Origin of the sequence: Microbacterium sp. F51-2R (assembly GCF_052180235.1) — a bacterium.
GTDB lineage: Bacteria > Actinomycetota > Actinomycetes > Actinomycetales > Microbacteriaceae > Microbacterium.
Window position 1 is genome coordinate 2,398,298 of sequence record NZ_CP197470.1, and the last position, 16,296, is coordinate 2,414,593.

The following is a 16,296-nucleotide window of genomic DNA, read 5'->3' on the forward strand; positions in this document are numbered from 1 at the left end:
GGGCTGTGTGTGGTGGGGCTACCAGGACTTGAACCTGGGACCTCTTCATTATCAGTGAAGCGCTCTAACCGCCTGAGCTATAGCCCCGAACGTGCCGGCGTCGTGCGCCGTCAACCTGCAAGACTTTACCCGAACGGCGCCGTTTTCTCGAATCGAGGGCACGAGCGGCGGAAGCCGTGTCTGCGCCGCTTAGGGTGAAGCATGGACATCCGGGTCGCCGCCTACGCCGTGGTCGTCGACGAGGAAGATCGCATCCTGCTCGCGCACTGGAACGAGGGCCGCCGTGCGGCCTGGACGCTGCCCGGGGGTGGGCTCGAACCGGGAGAAGACCCCCAGCGCGCCGCCCGGCGCGAAGTGCGGGAAGAGACCGGCTACAAGGTCGAGATCCAGGAGCTGCTCGGCATCCATTCCCGTGTCATCCCGGCCTCGCGGCGCATCACCGACGCGGCCGTGCCGCTCCATGCGCTCCGGATCGTCTACCGCGCCCGGATCACCGGCGGCCGGCTGCGCAACGAGGTCGACGGATCGACGGACCGCGCGGAGTGGTTCCCGCTCTCGGCGGTGGAGGGCCTGCAGCGGGTCAAGCTGGTCGACATCGCCATCGGCATGGCGGGGCACGCCTGACGAGCCGGGACCAGGGCGGCTCGGCGAAAGTGCGATGACCGCGGCGACGGATGCCGCGGGTCAGTCGATCGACTGCGAGATGTCGGCGACCGTCGCGTCGTAGGCGACGATGAGATCGTCGGCCTGCACGAACATGCTGTACCCGTGGGCGCCGGCACCCATCGCGATGCGTTCGCCGACGATCCGCTCATCTGCGAACACGGGCCAGTCGGTCGTGCTGCCGACGGGCACGATCGTGCCGCGCTCATAGCCGGTGGCGGCGAGAGCGCGTTCAGGATCGGGAAGCTGCAGCTTGTTGACGCCCACGACCGCCCGCAGCTTCGGCCACGAGATCGCCCGGTCGCCCGGTACGAGGGCGAACAGGAACGTGTCGTCGCTTCGCTTCACGACGAGCGTCTTGACGATCCCCGATGGAGGGATGCCCAGAAGCTCAGCGGCCTCGGGAAGGCTCTTGGCGGCCGGGCGTTCGCGGAGCTCGATCTCGAGGCCGCGCTCGGCCGCCGCGTGCCGTACGCGGTCGGTGGGGTCTGTCATTCAGGCGTCGGGCGCCCGCAACGGGTCGTCGGCGACCCACAGCTCGTCGTCGGCACGCAGCGTCTGCCACGCGGCGTAGGCGACGCCGAGGGCGGCGGCCACACCGAAGATGATCGCGATGACGCCGCCGGCGCCGATCCCCTTCTTGGGGGGCTCGATCTTGGCGGCCTGCTTCGAGAGCTTCTTCGTCACGGCGGCACCGTACTTGTCGAGCTTCTTGCCGTAGCCCGAGAAGTCGAGGCCATGGCCGGACGACAGCCGGTCGCGCTGCTCGTTCGCCGCATCCCAGATCGACAGGGCCGATCCGACGACGGCGCCCGCGGCCGGCACGACCCGGTCGTTGAGCACGTGACGCGAGACGTCGAGGCCCTTGTCGACGTACGGCGCGGCGTACTTGCCGTACGTGTCCTTCGCCTGCGGCACGAGCTGCTCACGGCGGTAGTTGCCGAGCTGCCGACGCGCCTCTCGGGCGACGGACGCGGCTTCACCCACGAGGACCTGCTGCGAATCCCACAGTCGGTTCGCCTGGTCTTGGAGCTTGCGGAGTTCCTTCTTGCGCTTACGGCTGAGGCTCACTGGGCCCTCCCTGTCATCGGGGACGTGGTTCCCCCATCTTGCCAGACGGGACCTGACCCGGGAGGGGTTGCGCAGAACTCTGAGAGAATGTTAGGCATGCCCACGCCTACCGCGGTCGCGACCCTGCACACCAATCACGGCGACATCGTCGTCAATCTCTTCGGAGACCACGCTCCTCGTACGGTCCAGAACTTCGTCGGCCTCGCCGACGGCACCGGCGAGTGGAAGAACCCTGCAACGGGCAAGCCCGGTGAGGGCCCGCTCTACAAGGACGTCGTCTTCCACCGCATCATCCCCGGCTTCATGATCCAGGGCGGCGACCCGCTCGGTCAGGGCACCGGCGGCCCCGGCTACACGTTCAACGACGAGATCCACCCCGAGCTCGACTTCCAGAAGCCCTACATCCTGGCGATGGCGAACGCCGGCCTGCGCCGCAACGCCATCACCGGCCAGCCGGAGGGCACCAACGGCTCTCAGTTCTTCATCACGACCGACCCCACCCCGTGGCTTCAGGGCAAGCACACGATCTTCGGTGAGGTGGCGGATGACGCGTCCCGCCAGGTCGTCGACAAGATCAGCGCCGTCCCCACCGCCGCGGGCGACCGCCCGATCGAACCGGTCGTCCTTCAGTCCATCGACGTCGTCGCGGCCTGACCGCCGCGCAGGACGACGCTCGCCCGTGACCACGGACGCCTTCGCTCGCAACAGCGACAACTTCTGCTACCGGCATCCCGACCGCGTGAGCTTCGTGCTCTGTCAGCGGTGCCTGCGCACGATCTGCCCCGAGTGCCAGACGCAGGCGGCGGTCGGGGTCATCTGCCCGGAATGCATGCGCGATCAGCAGAAGGCCCGCACCGAGGTGCAGAAGAAGGCCGAGCGCCGGGCCTCCCGCCCCATGCGGGCGCTGACGCTGTCGGATGCGCGCCCGTACGCGACGTACGGCATCATCCTGGCGACGGCGATCGTGTATCTCCTTCAGCTGCTGATCCCGGGCCGCTTCGTCGAGGGATGGCTCGCCTTCAACAGCCTGTTCGTCATCCCCGGCAGCGAAGCGGCCTTCCAGCCGTGGCGCCTCGTGACCGTCCTGTTCGTGCACGGGAGCTTCTGGCACATCGCGCTGAACATGCTCGCGCTGTGGATGATCGGGCGAAGTCTCGAGCCACTCCTCGGGCACGGCCGATTCCTCGTGCTCTACTTCCTGAGCGGCCTCGGCGGCTCGGTCGCCGTCGCGCTGCTCGCGCCCGGAGTGTGGGTCGTCGGGGCATCGGGGGCGATCTTCGGCCTCTTCGGCGCGCTCCTCGTGATCGGCAGGCACATCGGGGCGAACATCACCTCGATCGCGATCATCATCGCGATCAACTTCGCGCTGCCCTTCGTCTTCGCCCTCGCCGGCAGCATCGGGCGCGGCTCGTTCAGCGACGCGCTCGCATCGATCCAGATCTCGTGGCAGGCGCACCTCGGCGGATTCCTCGTCGGTGCCCTGGTGGGATTCATCTACGCCCGCACACGGACGGCGGCGAGGCGCACGGCGCAGATCTGGCTCCTCGTCGGGACGGGCGTCGCGCTCCTCGCGCTGCTCGTGATTCCCGTGCTGCTGTACCGATGACGAAGTTATCCACAGGTTCATCCACAAGTGGGGATGAATCACACCGGTGTAATTCCTGACATTCGCCGGATGCAGAAAGGGCCGAGACACGACGTGCGTGTCTCGGCCCTTTCAGGTCGGTGCCGGCGTCAGCGCCAGCGTGTGGTCATGAGGAAGCCGACGAAGGCGATGCCGAAACCGATCACGAGGTTCCATGCGCCGATGCCGGGAATCGGGAAGAGCATGCCGCTGAGGTAGAAGACGAGCACCCAGACGAGCCCGATGAGCATCAGCCCGATCATCACGGGCTTGAACCACACGGGGTTGGGGGCCGCTTCGCCCTCGCTGCGCTCGACGAGCTCTTCGTCTTTGCCAGAACGTGCCATTCGTCCATCCTACTGCCAGGGTCGCGCTGATCCCGCTGACCTAGAATCCGACTGTGGACGACGCGGCGACCCCGGAGGGGGCGGGACCGGACGCGCCCGAGTCGGGGGCTCCGAAGCGCCGCTCTGCCCGCGCGACGAAGCCCCGCCGGCGCGCATCCGTCATCGGCGTGCTGGGCGAGCTCCTCCTCACAGCCGGCGTCGTGATGCTGCTGTACGTCGGATGGCAGCTGTGGATCGGCGACGTGATCTACGGTGCCGAGCGCAGCGCGCAGGCGCAGGAGCAGAGCGAGCAGTGGCAGCAGCAATACGAGGAGCAGGCCGCCGCATCGCCCCCGATGACCCCGGCCCCCGCACCCGCCGACACGACGGCCGACCCGGTGATCCTCCCTGAGCCCGCCGATGCCGAGATCTTCGGCATCATGCACATCCCGCGGTTCGGTCCGGACTATCAGGTCAACATCGCCGGCGGCATCACGCGCCCGCGCACGCTCGACCCGATCGGCATCGGTCATTACCCCGGCACGCAGATGCCCGGCGAGATGGGTAACTTCGCCCTCGCCGCGCACCGCACGACCTGGGGGAAGCCCTTCAACCGCATCGCCGATCTGCACGTCGGCGACGCGATCGTGATCGAGACGCCCGACGGCTGGTACACCTACCGCTTCCGCACACTCGAATACGTCAAGCCGAGCGCCGTCGACGTGCTGCTGCCGGTGCCCCAGGCGACGGATGTCGCGGCCAACGGCCGCTACCTCACGATGACCAGCTGCAGCCCGATGTACTCGCTCGCCGAACGCATCGTCGCGTACAGCATCTTCGACTCGTTCACGCCGCGCTCCGCCGGGGCGCCCTCCTCCCTGAACGGAACCGCCTGATGTACGCCGCCCTCTGGCGAATCCTTCCCGGCCCGTGGTGGGTGCGGGTGCTCATCCTCGTGATCCTCGCGGCGGCCGTCCTCTACGGCCTGTTCTTCTACGCGTTCCCGTGGATCAGCGAGATCGTCAATCCCCAAGAGGTGACCGTCCAGTGACGCCCGGCGGCCGCGGCATCCTCGTCGTCGACAACCACGACAGCTTCGTGCACACCCTCGTGGGGTATCTGCACGAGCTGGGCGCGCGCACCGACCTCGTCGAGGCGGACGCCATCGCGGCCGACGCCGCCGCCGAGGCGATCGCCCCCTACGACGCCGTGCTCGTCTCCCCGGGTCCGGGCACCCCGGAGCACGCCGGCGCGTCGATCGCGGTCGTCGCCGCGGCGGCGGGCCGCGGCATCCCTCTCCTGGGCGTATGCCTGGGCCACCAGGCGATCGGCGCGGCCTTCGGCGCCCGGGTCGACCACGCACCCGAGCTCATGCACGGGATCACGTCTCTCGTCCACCACGGCGGCGACCCCCTCTACGACGGGCTGCCCGACCCCTTCGTCGCGACGCGCTACCACTCGCTCGCGATCGTCCCCGAGACGATCCCCGCCGAGCTCGAGGTGACGAGCCGCACCGACAGCGGGGTGGTCATGGGCGTGCGCCACCGCACGCTCCCGATCCGGGGCGTGCAGTTCCACCCCGAGAGCGTGCTGACCGAGGGCGGGTACCGGCTGCTGGGCAATTGGCTGGCTTCCACGGGGATCCCGGACGCCGCGGCCCGCGGCGCGATCCTCAGCCCGCGCCGCTGACGCCGCCCCGTCGCCCGGCCGCGTGTCGAGCCGGCGCTAACTCGCCGGACCGGTGCAGAAGGTCAGCGTGATGGTGGAGTGGACCGGGACGTCGCCGGGGGCGAGTGACTGCTGCCTGACCGTCGCCGGATCCGTCGCGGGGCACGCCGGGTCTTCCGCGGTCTCGACCGTCAGGGCGATCGAGGGCGCCGAGAGGGCGGCCTTGGCGGCATCGACCGTGTACCCGGTGTAGTCGACGATCGTCACGAGGCCCGTGGCGACGACGAGGTTCACCACGGTGCCGAGCGGCTGCTTCGACCCGGACGCAGGATCGGACGAGATGACCGTGCCCTTGGCGAGATCGGGGTCGTTGCGGGGCGTGACGGCGCCCACCGCGAGCTGAGCGTCGGTGATGGCGGTGCGGGCGGCCTCTTCGCCGAGGCCCTCCAGCGGCGGCACGGCCGCCGTCTGCTGACCCGCGGACACGTACACCTTGACCTGCTGCCCCGGCGAGACCGAGACACCGGCCGCGGGGTCGGTGCGGATGACGTTGCCTTCGGCGACCTCGCCGTTGGGCTCGTCCTGCCGGTACGCGAGAAGGTCGGACTGCCCGAGGATCTGGTTGGCGCGGTCGTACGACATCTCGGTCACGTCGGGCACGATGCGCGCGTTGCCGGGAACCTGGCTGTCGCGCGGGATCGTGACGACCCAGAAGAGCACGGAGATGAGCAGCACCGCGAGCACCGCGACGCCGGCCCAGATCCACGCCACCGGAGGACCGGCCTGCGTGCGCTTCATGGTCGTGTCGGTGGAGAGCTGGCGCAGCGACCGCGCCGTCTCGGCGGCCTGGCGGGGGTTGGGGCCGTAGAGCTCGCTCGTGAGCGCGCCGACCTGCCGCTTGGACGGCGACTTGCCGTCGACTGTCGCGTCGAGCGCTTCGCGGAAGGATGCCGCGTCCTGATAGCGCTGGAACGGATCTTTCGCGAGCGCGCGCAGCGCGACGGTGTCGAGCGAGCGCGGGACGGACTCGTTGATCTCGGACGGCGGAACGGGGGTCTCGCTGACGTGCTGGTAGGCGACCGCGACCGGCGACTCGCCGCGGAACGGCTGGCGTCCCGACAGCAGCTCGTACAGCACGACACCCGTCGAGTAGAGGTCGGCGCGCGCGTCGACAGGCTCGCCCTTGGCCTGCTCGGGCGAGAAGTACGCGGCGGTGCCGAGGATCTGGGTGGTCTCGGCGACGGTCGACGATGAGTCCGACACAGCGCGCGCGATGCCGAAGTCCATGACCTTGGTCTGGCCTGTCGGGGTGACCATGACGTTGCCGGGCTTGATGTCGCGGTGCACGACACCCGCCCGGTGGGAGTACTCGAGAGCCTCGAGGATCCCGTCGACGTAGCGGACGGCATCCGTCACGGGAACCGGCCCCGCCGCGATGACGTCTTTCAGGAGCTCACCCTGCACGAGCTCCATGACGATGAACGGCACGGGGTGGACGGAGCCGTCGGGACTCGTCTCGCTGTCTTCGCCCGCGTCGTACACGCGGACGATCGTCGGGTGCGACATCCGCGAGGCCGCCTGGGCCTCCAGACGGAAGCGCGTGCGGAACGTGTTGTCGTTCGCGAGGTCGCGCTTGAGGATCTTGATGGCCACGACTCGACCCAGCGTCAGGTCGTACCCTCGGTACACGCTGGCCATGCCGCCGCGGCCGATGAGTTCGTCGACGCGATAGCGCCCCGAAAGCACGCGCGGCTCAGCTGTCACGGTCACTCCCTGGGTGGATCAGATCCAGCCTAATCGACCCACCCGACGACCCTCCGACGTCAGGGCGTCGGAGTCGGCGTCGAGGCGGGCTGGATCTGCGCGTTGGCCTCCGGCGAGGCGGGCGACGTGCGCTTTTCGTTGTTGCCCGTGCAGTCGACGGTGTAGGTCACGATGACGGTCTCGCCGGGCGCGCCCGTGACGGTCAGCGGGGCCGACCGCGCGTCCGCGGGGAACGAGCTCGTGGACTGTCCGTTCGCGAACTGACCGCGGGTCGCCGTGAGGTTGTAGGCGCTCGGCGATCCGGCTCCCGAGGGGCAGGAATAACCCGTCCACGTCACCTGAACCGTCTCGCCCGTCGTCACCGTGCCCGGGAGCGACGGAGCCGCCGGCGCCGCGAGCGGCGTCTGGTCGGCGTAGAAGGTGAGGGTGAGCAGCTGGGATGCCGGGATGCGGCCGCTCGGCGAGATCTGGTAGACCTGGCCGACCTGATCGGCGTTGGACGCGGCGTTGCCGGCGATGCAGTCGACGGCGTCGACTCCGGCGTCCTTCGCCTTGGCGCTGGCCGCGTCGCACTGCATGCCCGTGAGGCCCAGCGCGTCGATGTCGATGAGCTCCTGCGTCTCGGTCGGCGTCGAGGAGGGCGAGGACTGCGTCGCCGACGGCGAGGAAGGAGCGGGCTCGGGCTCGGGGCCCTGGTTGGCGAAGATCGCCCAGAGCGTGCCGCCCAGCACGAGCAGGAGCAGCGCGATGAGGGCGATGAGCGGCCACGTCCACGGGCTGCGCTTGCGCTTGGCGGGCGCGTCCTCGACCGCCGTCATGCTGCTCGTCGATGTGACGACCCCGGCCGCGGCCGCGCCCGGGAGCAGACGCGTCGCGGCGGACGTGTCGGCGCCGGTGAGGAGCTGCGTCATGTCGTCGCCGACGGCGGTCCCTCCCGCGATCGCCGGAACAGCGGCCGCCGCAGCCGCGACATCGCCGCGGCGGAGCGCCGTGGCGGCTCGTGCGACGGCGGATGCCGAGGCCGGCCGGTCGTCGGGCTTCTTGGCGATCATGGCCATGACGAGGTTCTGCACCGGCACGGCGACCGTGGGCGGCAGCGGCGGGGGCTGCTCGTTGATCTGGGCCATGGCGATCGCGACCTGCGACTCGCCCGTGAAGGGACGCTTGCCCGCGAGGCTCTCGTACGCGACGATGCCGAGCGAGTAGATGTCGGTCGCGGGCGAGGCGGGGTGACCCGACGCCTGCTCGGGCGACAGGTACTGCACCGTGCCCATGACCTGGCCGGTCGCGGTGAGGGGGACCTGGTCGGCGATCCGGGCGATGCCGAAGTCGGTGATCTTGACGCGCCCGTCGGGCGTGATGAGGAGGTTTCCGGGCTTGATGTCGCGGTGGACGAGTCCGGCCGCGTGGGCGGCCTGGAGCGCCGCCGACGTCTGCGCGACGATGTCGAGCGTCTTGTCGGTCGAGAGCTGACCGTCGCGCTCGAGGATCGTGGAGAGCGCCTCGCCGGGCACGAGCTCCATGACGAGGAAGGCGGAGCCGTTCTCCTCGCCGTAGTCGAAGACGCTCGCGATGCCCTCGTGGTTGACGAGGGCGGCGTGCCGCGCCTCAGCGCGGAAGCGCTCCAGGAAGCCCGGGTCGCCCATGTACTCGTCTTTGAGGATCTTGATGGCCACCGTGCGGCCGATGACGTGGTCGGTGGCTTCCCACACCTCGCCCATACCGCCGATGGCGATCCGCGAGTCCAGCTCGTAGCGCCCGCCGAAGGTCGCACCCTGCGTCGGTCTCATCGTCCCAGCACCGCCTCCATGACCTTCTTCGCGATGGGCGCCGCGATCGTGTTGCCGCTGCCCGATTGACCCTGCCCGCCGCCGTCTTCGACGACGACAGCCACGGCGACCTGCGGGTCGTCCGCCGGCGCGAACCCCGTGAACCACAGTGTGAAGGGCTTCGTGGCCCCGTTCTCCGCGGTACCCGTCTTACCGGCCACATCGACGCCGTCCATTCTTGCACCCGACGCCGCGCCATCACTGACATCGGCGACCATCATGGCGCTCAGCTGCGCCGCCAGGCTCTTGTCGAGCGCCCGCCCGAACTCCGAGTCCTCGAACGTCTGCTGCACCGAGAGGTCGGGCGCGATGACGCTGTCGACCATGCGCGGGTTCATGACGACGCCTCCGTTCGCGATGCCGGCCGACACCATCGCCATCTGCAGCGGGGTCGCGGTGACCTGCCCCTGACCGAAGCCGCTCAGCGCCGTCTGGGCGTCATCCTGGATCGTGCGCGGGTAGCCGGACGGCGTCGAGACGAGCGGCAGCTCGAAGGACTTGTTGAAGCCGTACTTCTCGGCCTCGTCGCGGATCGCCGTGTCGCCCAGCTCCACCGCGAGCTCGGCGAAGGGGATGTTGCAGCTGAACCGCAGCGCATCGGCGATCGTCACCGTCTCGCCGGGGCCGCACGTGCCGCCCGTCGAGTTGTACACGATGCTGCTCGACTGCGGGAGCGTGTACGACGCCGGGTTGGGCAGCGTCGACTGGGGCGTGTAGTCGCCCGAGGCGAGGGCCGCCGAGGCGACGACGAGCTTGAACGTCGAGCCGGGGGGATTGAGGTCGCCGCCGATCGCGCGATTGAACAGCGGATGCTTCGGATCGGTGTCGAGGGCGTCGTAGTAGGCGTTCGCGGCCTTGGCATCGTGCGTCGCGAGCTGGTTCGTGTCGAACGTGGGGCTCGAGACCATCGCCAGGATGCGGCCGGTCGACGGCTCGATCGCGACGACGGCGCCCTGCAGGTCGCCGAGGGCGTCGAACGCCGCCTTCTGCACCGTCGCGTCGAGCGAGAGCTCGACGTTCGAGCCGCGCTGCGGCTGACCCGTGACGATCTGCTCGACGCGCGCGAGGAACTGCGAGCCGGCGGTGCCGCTGAGCACCTGGTTCATCTCGAGCTCGATGCCGGTGGCCGAGCCCAGGGCGGGGTTGATCCAGCCCGTGACCTGACTCCACATCGGCGCGTCGGTGTACACCCGCTGCCAGCTGTACACATCGTCGGAGGGGACGGATGACGCGATCGCCGCTCCGCTGGCGATGATCGAGCCCCGCTGCACCTGGTACGAGTCGTAGAGCGCCCGCGTGTTGCGGGGGTTCTCGGCGAGCGTCTCGGCCTGCACGACCTGGATCCAGCTCGTCGATGCGAAAAGCGCCAGGAACATGACCAGCATCACGATGCTGAGCCGCCTCAGTTCCTTCGTCATCCGATCACCACCCTCGGTCGGCTGCGCACACCGTCGGAGATGCGCAGGAGGAGCGCGACGATGATCCAGTTGGCGATGAGCGACGAGCCGCCCGCCGTGAGGAACGGCGTCGTGAGGCCCGTGAGCGGGATGATGCGGGTGACGCCGCCCACCATGATGAACACCTGCAGCGCGATCGTGAAGGACAGGCCGGTCGCGAGGAGCTTTCCGAAGTCGTCCTGCCCCGCCAGGCCGATGCGGATGCCGCGGCTCGTGAACACCATGTACAGGCAGAGGATCGCGAAGACCCCGATGAGCCCGAGCTCCTCACCGAGGCTCGGCAGGATGTAGTCGCTCTGCGAGAGGGGCGTGATGTACGGGCGTCCCTGTCCGAGGCCCGTGCCGAGGAGGCCGCCCTGGGCGAGGCCGAAGATGCCCTGCACGAGCTGATAGCTGCCGCCGCCCGCATCGATGACGGCCGGATTGAAGGCATCCAGCCAGTTCGTGAAGCGGCCCTGCACATACGGGAGCACGCGCGAGGCCAGGAACGCGCCGGCCACGGCGAGGACGACGCCGATGACGACCCAGCTCGTCTTGCCCGTCGCGACGTAGAGCATCGCGACGAACATGCCGAAGATGAGAAGCCCGGTGCCGAGGTCGCGCTGCATGACGATGACGGCGAGCGAGACGAGCCAGATCACCAGGAGCGGGCCGAGCTCGCGGGCGCGCGGCCAGGTGATGCCGAGGAAGCGCGTGCCGACGGAGGTCAGCGACTCGCGGGTGCGCACGAGGTAGCCCGCGAAGAAGATCGCGAGGGCGATCTTGGCGAGCTCGCCGGGCTGGAACGAGAAGATCCCGAGGTCGACCCACACGTCGGCGTTGGCGTCGGCGCCGAGGCCGGGGATGATCGGCAGCACGAGCAGCAGGAGGCCCGCGAAGCCCGCGATGTAGGTGTAGCGGAAGAGCACGCGGTAGTTGCGCAGCAGCACGACGACGACGATCGCGCCGACCAGCGCGATGCCCGCCCACGCGAGCTGACGTGCAGACAGCGCATCCCAGCCGTGCAGCTTCTTCGCGATGTCGATGCGGTAGATCATCGCGAGGCCGAGCCCCGTCAGCAGAGTGGCGATCGGTACGACGAAGGGATCGGCATCCCTCGCCCGCAGCCTCAGCACGATGTGGAGCGCGAGGACGAGCGCCGTGAGCCCGCCGCAGTAGACGAGGAAGAGCGCATCGATGGCGCCCGTCGCGCCGAGCTGGACGAGCGCGACCGCCGACGCGTTGACGATGAACGCGAACAGCAGAAGCCCGAGCTCCCGGTTGCGCTGCGTCTGCGGGACGCGGATTCGGCGGAGCGCTCGGACGACGGCGGTGTCGGTCGAGACGACTCCCGTCGCGGTGTTCGCGGTCGAGTTCTCTGCGGTCATCCGGTTTCACCTCCTGCCGAGTCGGCCAGACTCGCGACGATGCGCTGCGCCTCCGAGAGCGAGGAGGCCGAGATCGTCTGCTCCACCGTCGCACGGGCGAACTCCGACAGCGAATCCAGCGGGATGCCGGTGTCTTCGTGGGGGGTCGAGAGCGAGAAGGGGCCGATGTCCTGCTGGATGCCCTGGTAGATCACGACGGTGTCTTCGTCGGCGCCCACGAAGTACCGCGTCTGCGTCCACTGGTAGCCGAGGACGAGGCCCGCGATGATGAGCGCGAGGGCCAGCGCGACGCCCACGAACCAGCCGATGCGGCGGCGGCGGGCGCGGCGGCGGTCTTCTTCGATGAGCTCCTCGAGGAACTCCGGCGCGGGCTCGAAGTGCGTCGGCTCGTTGGCCGCCGTCCGTGCGGGGTGCAGCCATCCGCCGCCACCGCGGCCGGAGCGGGCCGCCGGCACCTCGATGCCGATGGGGTTCGACGCCGATCCGACGATGGTCGCGGTGCCGGAGAAGACGGGATGCTGGCCGCCGACGTCGACGAGGACGATCGTGACGTTGTCGGGCGCCCCGCCGTCGAGCGCCTGCTTGAGGAGATGGTCGGCCGTGCGGCCCGGCGCGAGCCCGAGGCCCAGCGCCTTCGCCGTGTGCGGGTCGTCGACGACACCCGAGAGGCCGTCGGAGCACAGCAGCCAGCGGTCGCCCGGCTGTGTCGGCATGATGAACGTGTCGACCTCGGGGTCGGCGTCCATGTCGCCGAGCACGCGCATGAGGACGGATCGCCGCGGGTGGTAGCGCGCTTCCTCGGGCGTGATGCGGCCCGAGTCGACCAGCCGCTGGACGAACGTGTGGTCGGTCGTGATCTGGGTCAGCGTGTCGTCGCGGTAGAGGTAGATCCGCGAGTCGCCGATGTGCGCGATGACGGCGTACTGGTCGACCATGACAAGGGCGCTGACGGTGGTGCCCATGCCCGCGAGCTCTGGACGCAGTCGCACCGTCTCGATGAGCTCTGCCGCGGCATCCGTTATCGCGTGGCGAAGGGCGCGCTCGGCCTGGGAGGTGGACTCGTACGGATGGTCTAGAGATTCCAGCCGGGCGATCGCGAGGCTCGACGCGACGTCGCCGCCGGCATGACCGCCCATGCCGTCGGCAACGGCGAAGAGGTTCGAGCCGGCGTACCCGGAGTCCTGGTTGTTGGAGCGCACCTTGCCGGTGTGCGAGATCGCAGCGCTCGAGCCCTGGAAGACCATGTGGAGGAGGACCGCTCGCTACTTCCGCAGCTCGAACGTCGTGGCGCCGACCTTGATCGGGGCGCCCACGACGATCGGCACGGGCGCCGTCACGCGGACGCCGTCGTGCCACGTGCCGTTGGTGGAGTCGAGGTCCTGGATCATCCACTGATCGCCCCACAGCAGCAGGCGGGCGTGGTGGCTGGAGGTGTAGTCGTCGCGGATGACGAGTCCCGACTCGCTGGACCGCCCGATCGTGAGGGGCTCGGTGCCGAGAGGAAGCTCGAGACCGGCCTTCGGGCCGCTCGTGATGACGATCCGCGAGACGACGTCGGCCGTCGCCTTGCCGCCCTTGGCGGGGGGCGCGGGGCGCAGCGACGGCGCCGCGGCCGTCGGCGCGGAGGCGGCGGCCTGCGCGACCGGGGGGACGGCCGCTGCCTGGGGCTCCGGCATCCGTCGCACCTTCACGCCGAAGAGATCGGCGCGCAGCGAATAGACGACGGAGAACACGAATGCCCACAGCAGCACGAGGAAGCCGATGCGCAGCAGGAGGAGCGTCAGCTCGCTCACGGCAGGGGTCCTCCTTCGCGCACGTCGTACGCACGGGTGACGTCGGCGGGCATGGGGGGCTTCGGGGGCTTGGGCGGCGCGGCTTGGGCCACGATGCGGAACACGATATCGGTACGGCCGATCGTGATGGTGGAATCCGGCGGAAGCGCGGCCTCCGAGACCTTGCGGCCGTTGAGGGATGTGCCGTTGGTCGAACCCAGGTCGCGGACCATCGCGCGCTCGCCGTCCCACAGGATCTCGACGTGCTTACGGCTCGTGCCGGCGTCGGAGATCGTGATGTCGGCGTCGCTTCCGCGCCCGATCACGGTGCGCGACTTGGCGAGGGGGACGCGCCGGCCCTCGACGTCGACGACGCCGCGCCACGAGACGCGGCCCTCGGCCGACGACGACTCGACGCGCAGCGTGCCGGTCGACAACTGGTCGTCGCGGATGAGCGTGATCGTCACGGGCCCGGCGAAGCTGTAGCCCTGCGCCTTGGCGTGCTTCTTGACGAGCGAGTCGAGCTCATCGCCGAGAGCGGGCCCGAGCGTCTTCATGCGCTCGTCGTCGGAGGGAGCCAGGCGCACCTCGAAGGTGTGTGGCGCCAGGATGCGGTCGCGGCTCACCACGGCAGCCTTCTTGTCGAGTTCGCTCCGCAGGGCGGAAGCGATCTCGACAGGCTGGATGCCGCTGCGGAAGGTCTTCGCGAACGCGCTGTTCACAGCGCGTTCGAGTCCCTTCTCGAAGCTGTCAAGTAGTCCCACGCGACTCCTCAGGCAGTCTGGCCGGTTGGTACATGCTAATCGCCGACCCTGGGATACCCGTGGACGGGGAGCCCTGAGGGGCGGATTCGGGCGGCCGACGGGGCCGTGATATCCTCGGGAAGTTGATCCGCGGTGTCTTGCGACGCTGCGGTTCGCGCGAGTGGCGGAATAGGCAGACGCGCTGGCTTCAGGTGCCAGTGCCCGAAAGGGCGTGGGGGTTCAACTCCCCCCTCGCGCACAGCGACGAAGAAGGCTCCCGGTTCGGGGGCCTTCTTCGCGTAAGGGGCTGTTCGCCTGGGCGGAGCGCTGCGACTCAGATCCCGTCGAGGGCCGGGACGAGCGTGAACACGATCTCTTCGACCTCCCGGCCGACGCCGGGGGCGAAGGCCGTGTTGCGCGAGACCTCCGTGAAGCCGGTGCGCTCGAGCACCGCGATCGAGGCGATGTTGTGCGCGGCGACGCGGGCGAAGAGGGGCCGGATGGGCTCGTGCGCCACGAGGAGGCGCAGCGCGTGCGTCGCCACACCGCGGCCCCACGCGTGACGGGCGATCCAGTACGTCACCTCGCGATCGCCGTCGATCGTGAACAGCGCCGCCGTGCCGGCGAAGGCGCCGCGCTCGGTCACGACGAAGCTCTCGACATCCGCCGCCTCGCGATTGCGTGTCATCCACGCGTCGAAGGCGCCTCGGTCGTCGGGATCGGATGCCGTGAACGCCGCCATCGCGATCGCCTCGGGGTCGCGCATCATCTCGAAGATCGCGTCGAGGTCGTCGTCGTCGAGGGCACGCAGCTCGATGTGGCTCACGCGCCCACGGTACCGACGAGTGCCGACGGCGCAAAGGACTACGAGAGGAGGCCGTGCTGCCCGCGCAGCGCGCGCTCCGCGCCATCGCCGTCGCGGATGGCGACGGCTGCGCGGAAGGCCTCATAGCCCTCGGTGCGCCGCACCGGACACTCGATGAACGGATGCCACCCCGAGAGGTTGCGCCGGATCGCCAGTTCCGCCTCCCGCATGACGCGCATGAACGCGCGGTTGCCGGCCGCGTGGGTCAAGGTGGCGAAGAGGCGCGCGCTGCCGTCGATGAGTCCCATGCGGTCGTCGGTGCGGGATGCCTCGATCACGGCGTCGATGTCGTCGAGGACCGCCGTGAGCGTCTCGTCGGAGCAGCGCGCGACGGCCAGGCGCACGATGTTGCCGAGGAGCAGCACGACGAACTCGTGCGTCTCCTCCACGAGCCCGGGGTCGGGCTGGGTCACCCGCGTGAACCGGTTGGGCGAGACTTCGACGAGACCCGTGCGCTCGAGTCGCTGCAGCGCCTCGCGCACGGGAGTGCGGGACACCCCCAGCCACCGCGCGAGCTCCTGGTCGCGAAGGTGCTCGCCGGGGGCGAGGCGGCCGTCGAGGATCGCCTCGCCGATCGCGTTGTACACCTCGTCGCCGAGCACGGTGCCGCGCGGATCGACGGGCATGAGCGGGACGGTGGTCATGGCGCCCTCAGTGTATGCGGCGGCATCGGTCTCCTTCATCCCCGACCGGTATATCGGTAGAGTGACGCTGTCACGCTTCGGCGTGGCCTATCCGGGGGGATCCGTCGGCGCCCGGGCCTCGGAGCGCGTGCTCGGCCCGGGCGTTCGATGGCCGTGCGGGTGTTCGATCCCTGGCCGTGCAACGTTTCCGTCACGCTCCGAAACGAGGCTGGGCGAGCGTCGGCGCCCTTCGATAGCGTGGCGTTGTCGGCATGCAGGTTGTCGACATGAGCGGAGAACGGCATTTCATGAGCACGCAGGGCACCGTCAAGTGGTTCAACTCGGAGAAGGGCTTCGGCTTCATCGCGCCGGATGATGGTGGCGCGGACGTGTTCGCGCACTACACCGCCATCCAGGCCGGCGGCTACCGCTCGCTCGAAGAGAACCAGCGCGTGGAGTTCGAGGTCGCGCAGGGCCCCAAGGGTCTGCAGGCCGAGAACATCCGCCCTCTCGCGTAACGCACG

General features: G+C 69.6%; 19 protein-coding genes and 2 tRNA genes. 8 read left to right on the top strand and 13 right to left on the bottom strand.

Annotated elements, in window-relative coordinates; all coding sequences use genetic code 11:
- Positions 1 to 10: 10 nt before the first annotated feature.
- Positions 11 to 87 (bottom strand) — tRNA-Ile (locus ACSBPH_RS10690).
- Positions 88 to 201: 114 nt separating this feature from the next.
- On the opposite strand from ACSBPH_RS10690, the gene ACSBPH_RS10695 reads away from it, so the two are divergent.
- Positions 202 to 624: an NUDIX hydrolase gene (locus tag ACSBPH_RS10695; RefSeq protein ID WP_442574321.1), complete on the top strand. Its 423-nt coding sequence runs from the start codon at positions 202 to 204 to the stop codon at positions 622 to 624.
- A 60-nt stretch (positions 625 to 684) separates the two neighbouring features.
- Here ACSBPH_RS10695 and ACSBPH_RS10700 read toward each other — a convergent pair whose 3' ends face one another.
- Together ACSBPH_RS10700 and ACSBPH_RS10705 are read right to left on the bottom strand one after the other, a co-directional pair.
- A complete protein-coding gene (locus ACSBPH_RS10700) occupies positions 685 to 1,158 on the bottom strand; it encodes an aminoacyl-tRNA deacylase (protein WP_442574322.1) in 474 nt (157 codons plus the stop codon).
- On the bottom strand, positions 1,159 to 1,734 hold the full coding sequence (locus ACSBPH_RS10705; protein WP_442574323.1) for a DNA helicase: 576 nt from the start codon (positions 1,732 to 1,734) through the stop codon (positions 1,159 to 1,161).
- Between the two features lie 96 nt (positions 1,735 to 1,830).
- Between ACSBPH_RS10705 and ACSBPH_RS10710 the strand changes: the two genes are divergently transcribed.
- Both ACSBPH_RS10710 and ACSBPH_RS10715 read left to right on the top strand, forming a co-directional pair.
- Complete coding sequence (locus ACSBPH_RS10710) at positions 1,831 to 2,388, top strand: peptidylprolyl isomerase (protein ID WP_442574324.1); 558 nt, start codon at positions 1,831 to 1,833, stop codon at positions 2,386 to 2,388.
- A 25-nt stretch (positions 2,389 to 2,413) separates the two neighbouring features.
- On the top strand, positions 2,414 to 3,340 hold the full coding sequence (locus ACSBPH_RS10715; RefSeq protein WP_442574325.1) for a rhomboid family intramembrane serine protease: 927 nt from the start codon (positions 2,414 to 2,416) through the stop codon (positions 3,338 to 3,340).
- A gap of 128 nt (positions 3,341 to 3,468) precedes the next feature.
- Here ACSBPH_RS10715 and ACSBPH_RS10720 read toward each other — a convergent pair whose 3' ends face one another.
- The gene (locus ACSBPH_RS10720; RefSeq protein WP_165126389.1) at positions 3,469 to 3,705 is read right to left on the bottom strand and encodes a cell division protein CrgA; all 237 of its coding nucleotides are present in this window, start codon (positions 3,703 to 3,705) and stop codon (positions 3,469 to 3,471) included.
- A gap of 53 nt (positions 3,706 to 3,758) precedes the next feature.
- Between ACSBPH_RS10720 and ACSBPH_RS10725 the strand changes: the two genes are divergently transcribed.
- Genes ACSBPH_RS10725 through ACSBPH_RS10735 form a run of 3 tightly spaced genes read left to right on the top strand, consistent with a single transcriptional unit; the run spans position 3,759 to position 5,373 of the window.
- Positions 3,759 to 4,580 carry a class E sortase gene (locus ACSBPH_RS10725; RefSeq protein WP_442574326.1) on the top strand — a complete coding sequence of 274 codons (822 nt, stop codon included), beginning with the start codon at positions 3,759 to 3,761 and terminating at the stop codon, positions 4,578 to 4,580.
- Positions 4,580 to 4,735 (top strand): hypothetical protein, encoded by a 156-nt coding sequence (locus tag ACSBPH_RS10730; protein WP_442574327.1) that lies wholly within the window; start codon positions 4,580 to 4,582, stop codon positions 4,733 to 4,735. Before ACSBPH_RS10725 ends, ACSBPH_RS10730 begins: the two co-directional genes overlap by 1 nt.
- Entirely contained in the window at positions 4,732 to 5,373 is a 642-nt protein-coding gene (locus ACSBPH_RS10735; RefSeq protein ID WP_442574328.1) for a glutamine amidotransferase-related protein, read from the top strand. The genes ACSBPH_RS10730 and ACSBPH_RS10735 overlap by 4 nt, the downstream gene beginning before the upstream one ends.
- Positions 5,374 to 5,409: 36 nt before the next feature.
- Here ACSBPH_RS10735 and pknB read toward each other — a convergent pair whose 3' ends face one another.
- The 7 genes from pknB to ACSBPH_RS10770 are packed head-to-tail and all read right to left on the bottom strand — an operon-like array spanning position 5,410 to position 14,305.
- Positions 5,410 to 7,116 (bottom strand): Stk1 family PASTA domain-containing Ser/Thr kinase, encoded by a 1,707-nt coding sequence (pknB, locus tag ACSBPH_RS10740; RefSeq protein ID WP_442574329.1) that lies wholly within the window; start codon positions 7,114 to 7,116, stop codon positions 5,410 to 5,412.
- 59 nt (positions 7,117 to 7,175) lie between these two features.
- Positions 7,176 to 8,906, bottom strand: coding sequence for a serine/threonine-protein kinase (locus tag ACSBPH_RS10745; RefSeq protein ID WP_442574330.1), 1,731 nt, complete (start codon positions 8,904 to 8,906; stop codon positions 7,176 to 7,178).
- Positions 8,903 to 10,363, bottom strand: coding sequence for a peptidoglycan D,D-transpeptidase FtsI family protein (locus ACSBPH_RS10750; RefSeq protein WP_442574331.1), 1,461 nt, complete (start codon positions 10,361 to 10,363; stop codon positions 8,903 to 8,905). The genes ACSBPH_RS10745 and ACSBPH_RS10750 overlap by 4 nt, the downstream gene beginning before the upstream one ends.
- The gene (locus ACSBPH_RS10755) at positions 10,360 to 11,769 is read right to left on the bottom strand and encodes an FtsW/RodA/SpoVE family cell cycle protein (protein WP_442574332.1); all 1,410 of its coding nucleotides are present in this window, start codon (positions 11,767 to 11,769) and stop codon (positions 10,360 to 10,362) included. The genes ACSBPH_RS10750 and ACSBPH_RS10755 overlap by 4 nt, the downstream gene beginning before the upstream one ends.
- Positions 11,766 to 13,013, bottom strand: a complete 1,248-nt coding sequence (locus ACSBPH_RS10760) for a PP2C family protein-serine/threonine phosphatase (RefSeq protein ID WP_442574333.1) — start codon at positions 13,011 to 13,013, stop codon at positions 11,766 to 11,768. Before ACSBPH_RS10760 ends, ACSBPH_RS10755 begins: the two co-directional genes overlap by 4 nt.
- 18 nt (positions 13,014 to 13,031) lie before the next feature.
- Positions 13,032 to 13,562, bottom strand: a complete 531-nt coding sequence (locus ACSBPH_RS10765) for an FHA domain-containing protein FhaB/FipA (protein ID WP_442574334.1) — start codon at positions 13,560 to 13,562, stop codon at positions 13,032 to 13,034.
- Positions 13,559 to 14,305 carry an FhaA domain-containing protein gene (locus ACSBPH_RS10770; protein ID WP_442574335.1) on the bottom strand — a complete coding sequence of 249 codons (747 nt, stop codon included), beginning with the start codon at positions 14,303 to 14,305 and terminating at the stop codon, positions 13,559 to 13,561. Before ACSBPH_RS10770 ends, ACSBPH_RS10765 begins: the two co-directional genes overlap by 4 nt.
- 154 nt (positions 14,306 to 14,459) lie before the next feature.
- On the opposite strand from ACSBPH_RS10770, the gene ACSBPH_RS10775 reads away from it, so the two are divergent.
- Positions 14,460 to 14,543, top strand: a tRNA-Leu gene (locus ACSBPH_RS10775).
- Positions 14,544 to 14,618: 75 nt separating this feature from the next.
- Here ACSBPH_RS10775 and ACSBPH_RS10780 read toward each other — a convergent pair.
- Positions 14,619 to 15,110: a GNAT family N-acetyltransferase gene (locus ACSBPH_RS10780; RefSeq protein ID WP_442574336.1), complete on the bottom strand. Its 492-nt coding sequence runs from the start codon at positions 15,108 to 15,110 to the stop codon at positions 14,619 to 14,621.
- A 38-nt stretch (positions 15,111 to 15,148) separates the two neighbouring features.
- A complete protein-coding gene (locus tag ACSBPH_RS10785) occupies positions 15,149 to 15,793 on the bottom strand; it encodes a GntR family transcriptional regulator (protein ID WP_442574337.1) in 645 nt (214 codons plus the stop codon).
- 287 nt (positions 15,794 to 16,080) lie between these two features.
- On the opposite strand from ACSBPH_RS10785, the gene ACSBPH_RS10790 reads away from it, so the two are divergent.
- Complete coding sequence (locus ACSBPH_RS10790) at positions 16,081 to 16,290, top strand: cold-shock protein (RefSeq protein ID WP_442574338.1); 210 nt, start codon at positions 16,081 to 16,083, stop codon at positions 16,288 to 16,290.
- Positions 16,291 to 16,296 lie beyond the last annotated feature (6 nt).

Bases quoted from the DNA above. Each gene is read 5' to 3' on its own strand.
- ACSBPH_RS10695 (WP_442574321.1), top strand. From the start codon at position 202: ATGGACATCCGGGTCGCCGCCTACGCCGTGGTCGTCGACGAGGAAGAT.
- ACSBPH_RS10700 (WP_442574322.1), bottom strand. From the start codon at position 1,158: ATGACAGACCCCACCGACCGCGTACGGCACGCGGCGGCCGAGCGCGGC.
- ACSBPH_RS10710 (WP_442574324.1), top strand. From the start codon at position 1,831: ATGCCCACGCCTACCGCGGTCGCGACCCTGCACACCAATCACGGCGAC.
- ACSBPH_RS10720 (WP_165126389.1), bottom strand. From the start codon at position 3,705: ATGGCACGTTCTGGCAAAGACGAAGAGCTCGTCGAGCGCAGCGAGGGC.
- ACSBPH_RS10730 (WP_442574327.1), top strand. From the start codon at position 4,580: ATGTACGCCGCCCTCTGGCGAATCCTTCCCGGCCCGTGGTGGGTGCGG.
- ACSBPH_RS10745 (WP_442574330.1), bottom strand. From the start codon at position 8,906: ATGAGACCGACGCAGGGTGCGACCTTCGGCGGGCGCTACGAGCTGGAC.
- ACSBPH_RS10750 (WP_442574331.1), bottom strand. From the start codon at position 10,363: ATGACGAAGGAACTGAGGCGGCTCAGCATCGTGATGCTGGTCATGTTC.
- ACSBPH_RS10755 (WP_442574332.1), bottom strand. From the start codon at position 11,769: ATGACCGCAGAGAACTCGACCGCGAACACCGCGACGGGAGTCGTCTCG.
- ACSBPH_RS10760 (WP_442574333.1), bottom strand. From the start codon at position 13,013: ATGGTCTTCCAGGGCTCGAGCGCTGCGATCTCGCACACCGGCAAGGTG.
- ACSBPH_RS10785 (WP_442574337.1), bottom strand. From the start codon at position 15,793: ATGACCACCGTCCCGCTCATGCCCGTCGATCCGCGCGGCACCGTGCTC.
- ACSBPH_RS10790 (WP_442574338.1), top strand. From the start codon at position 16,081: ATGAGCACGCAGGGCACCGTCAAGTGGTTCAACTCGGAGAAGGGCTTC.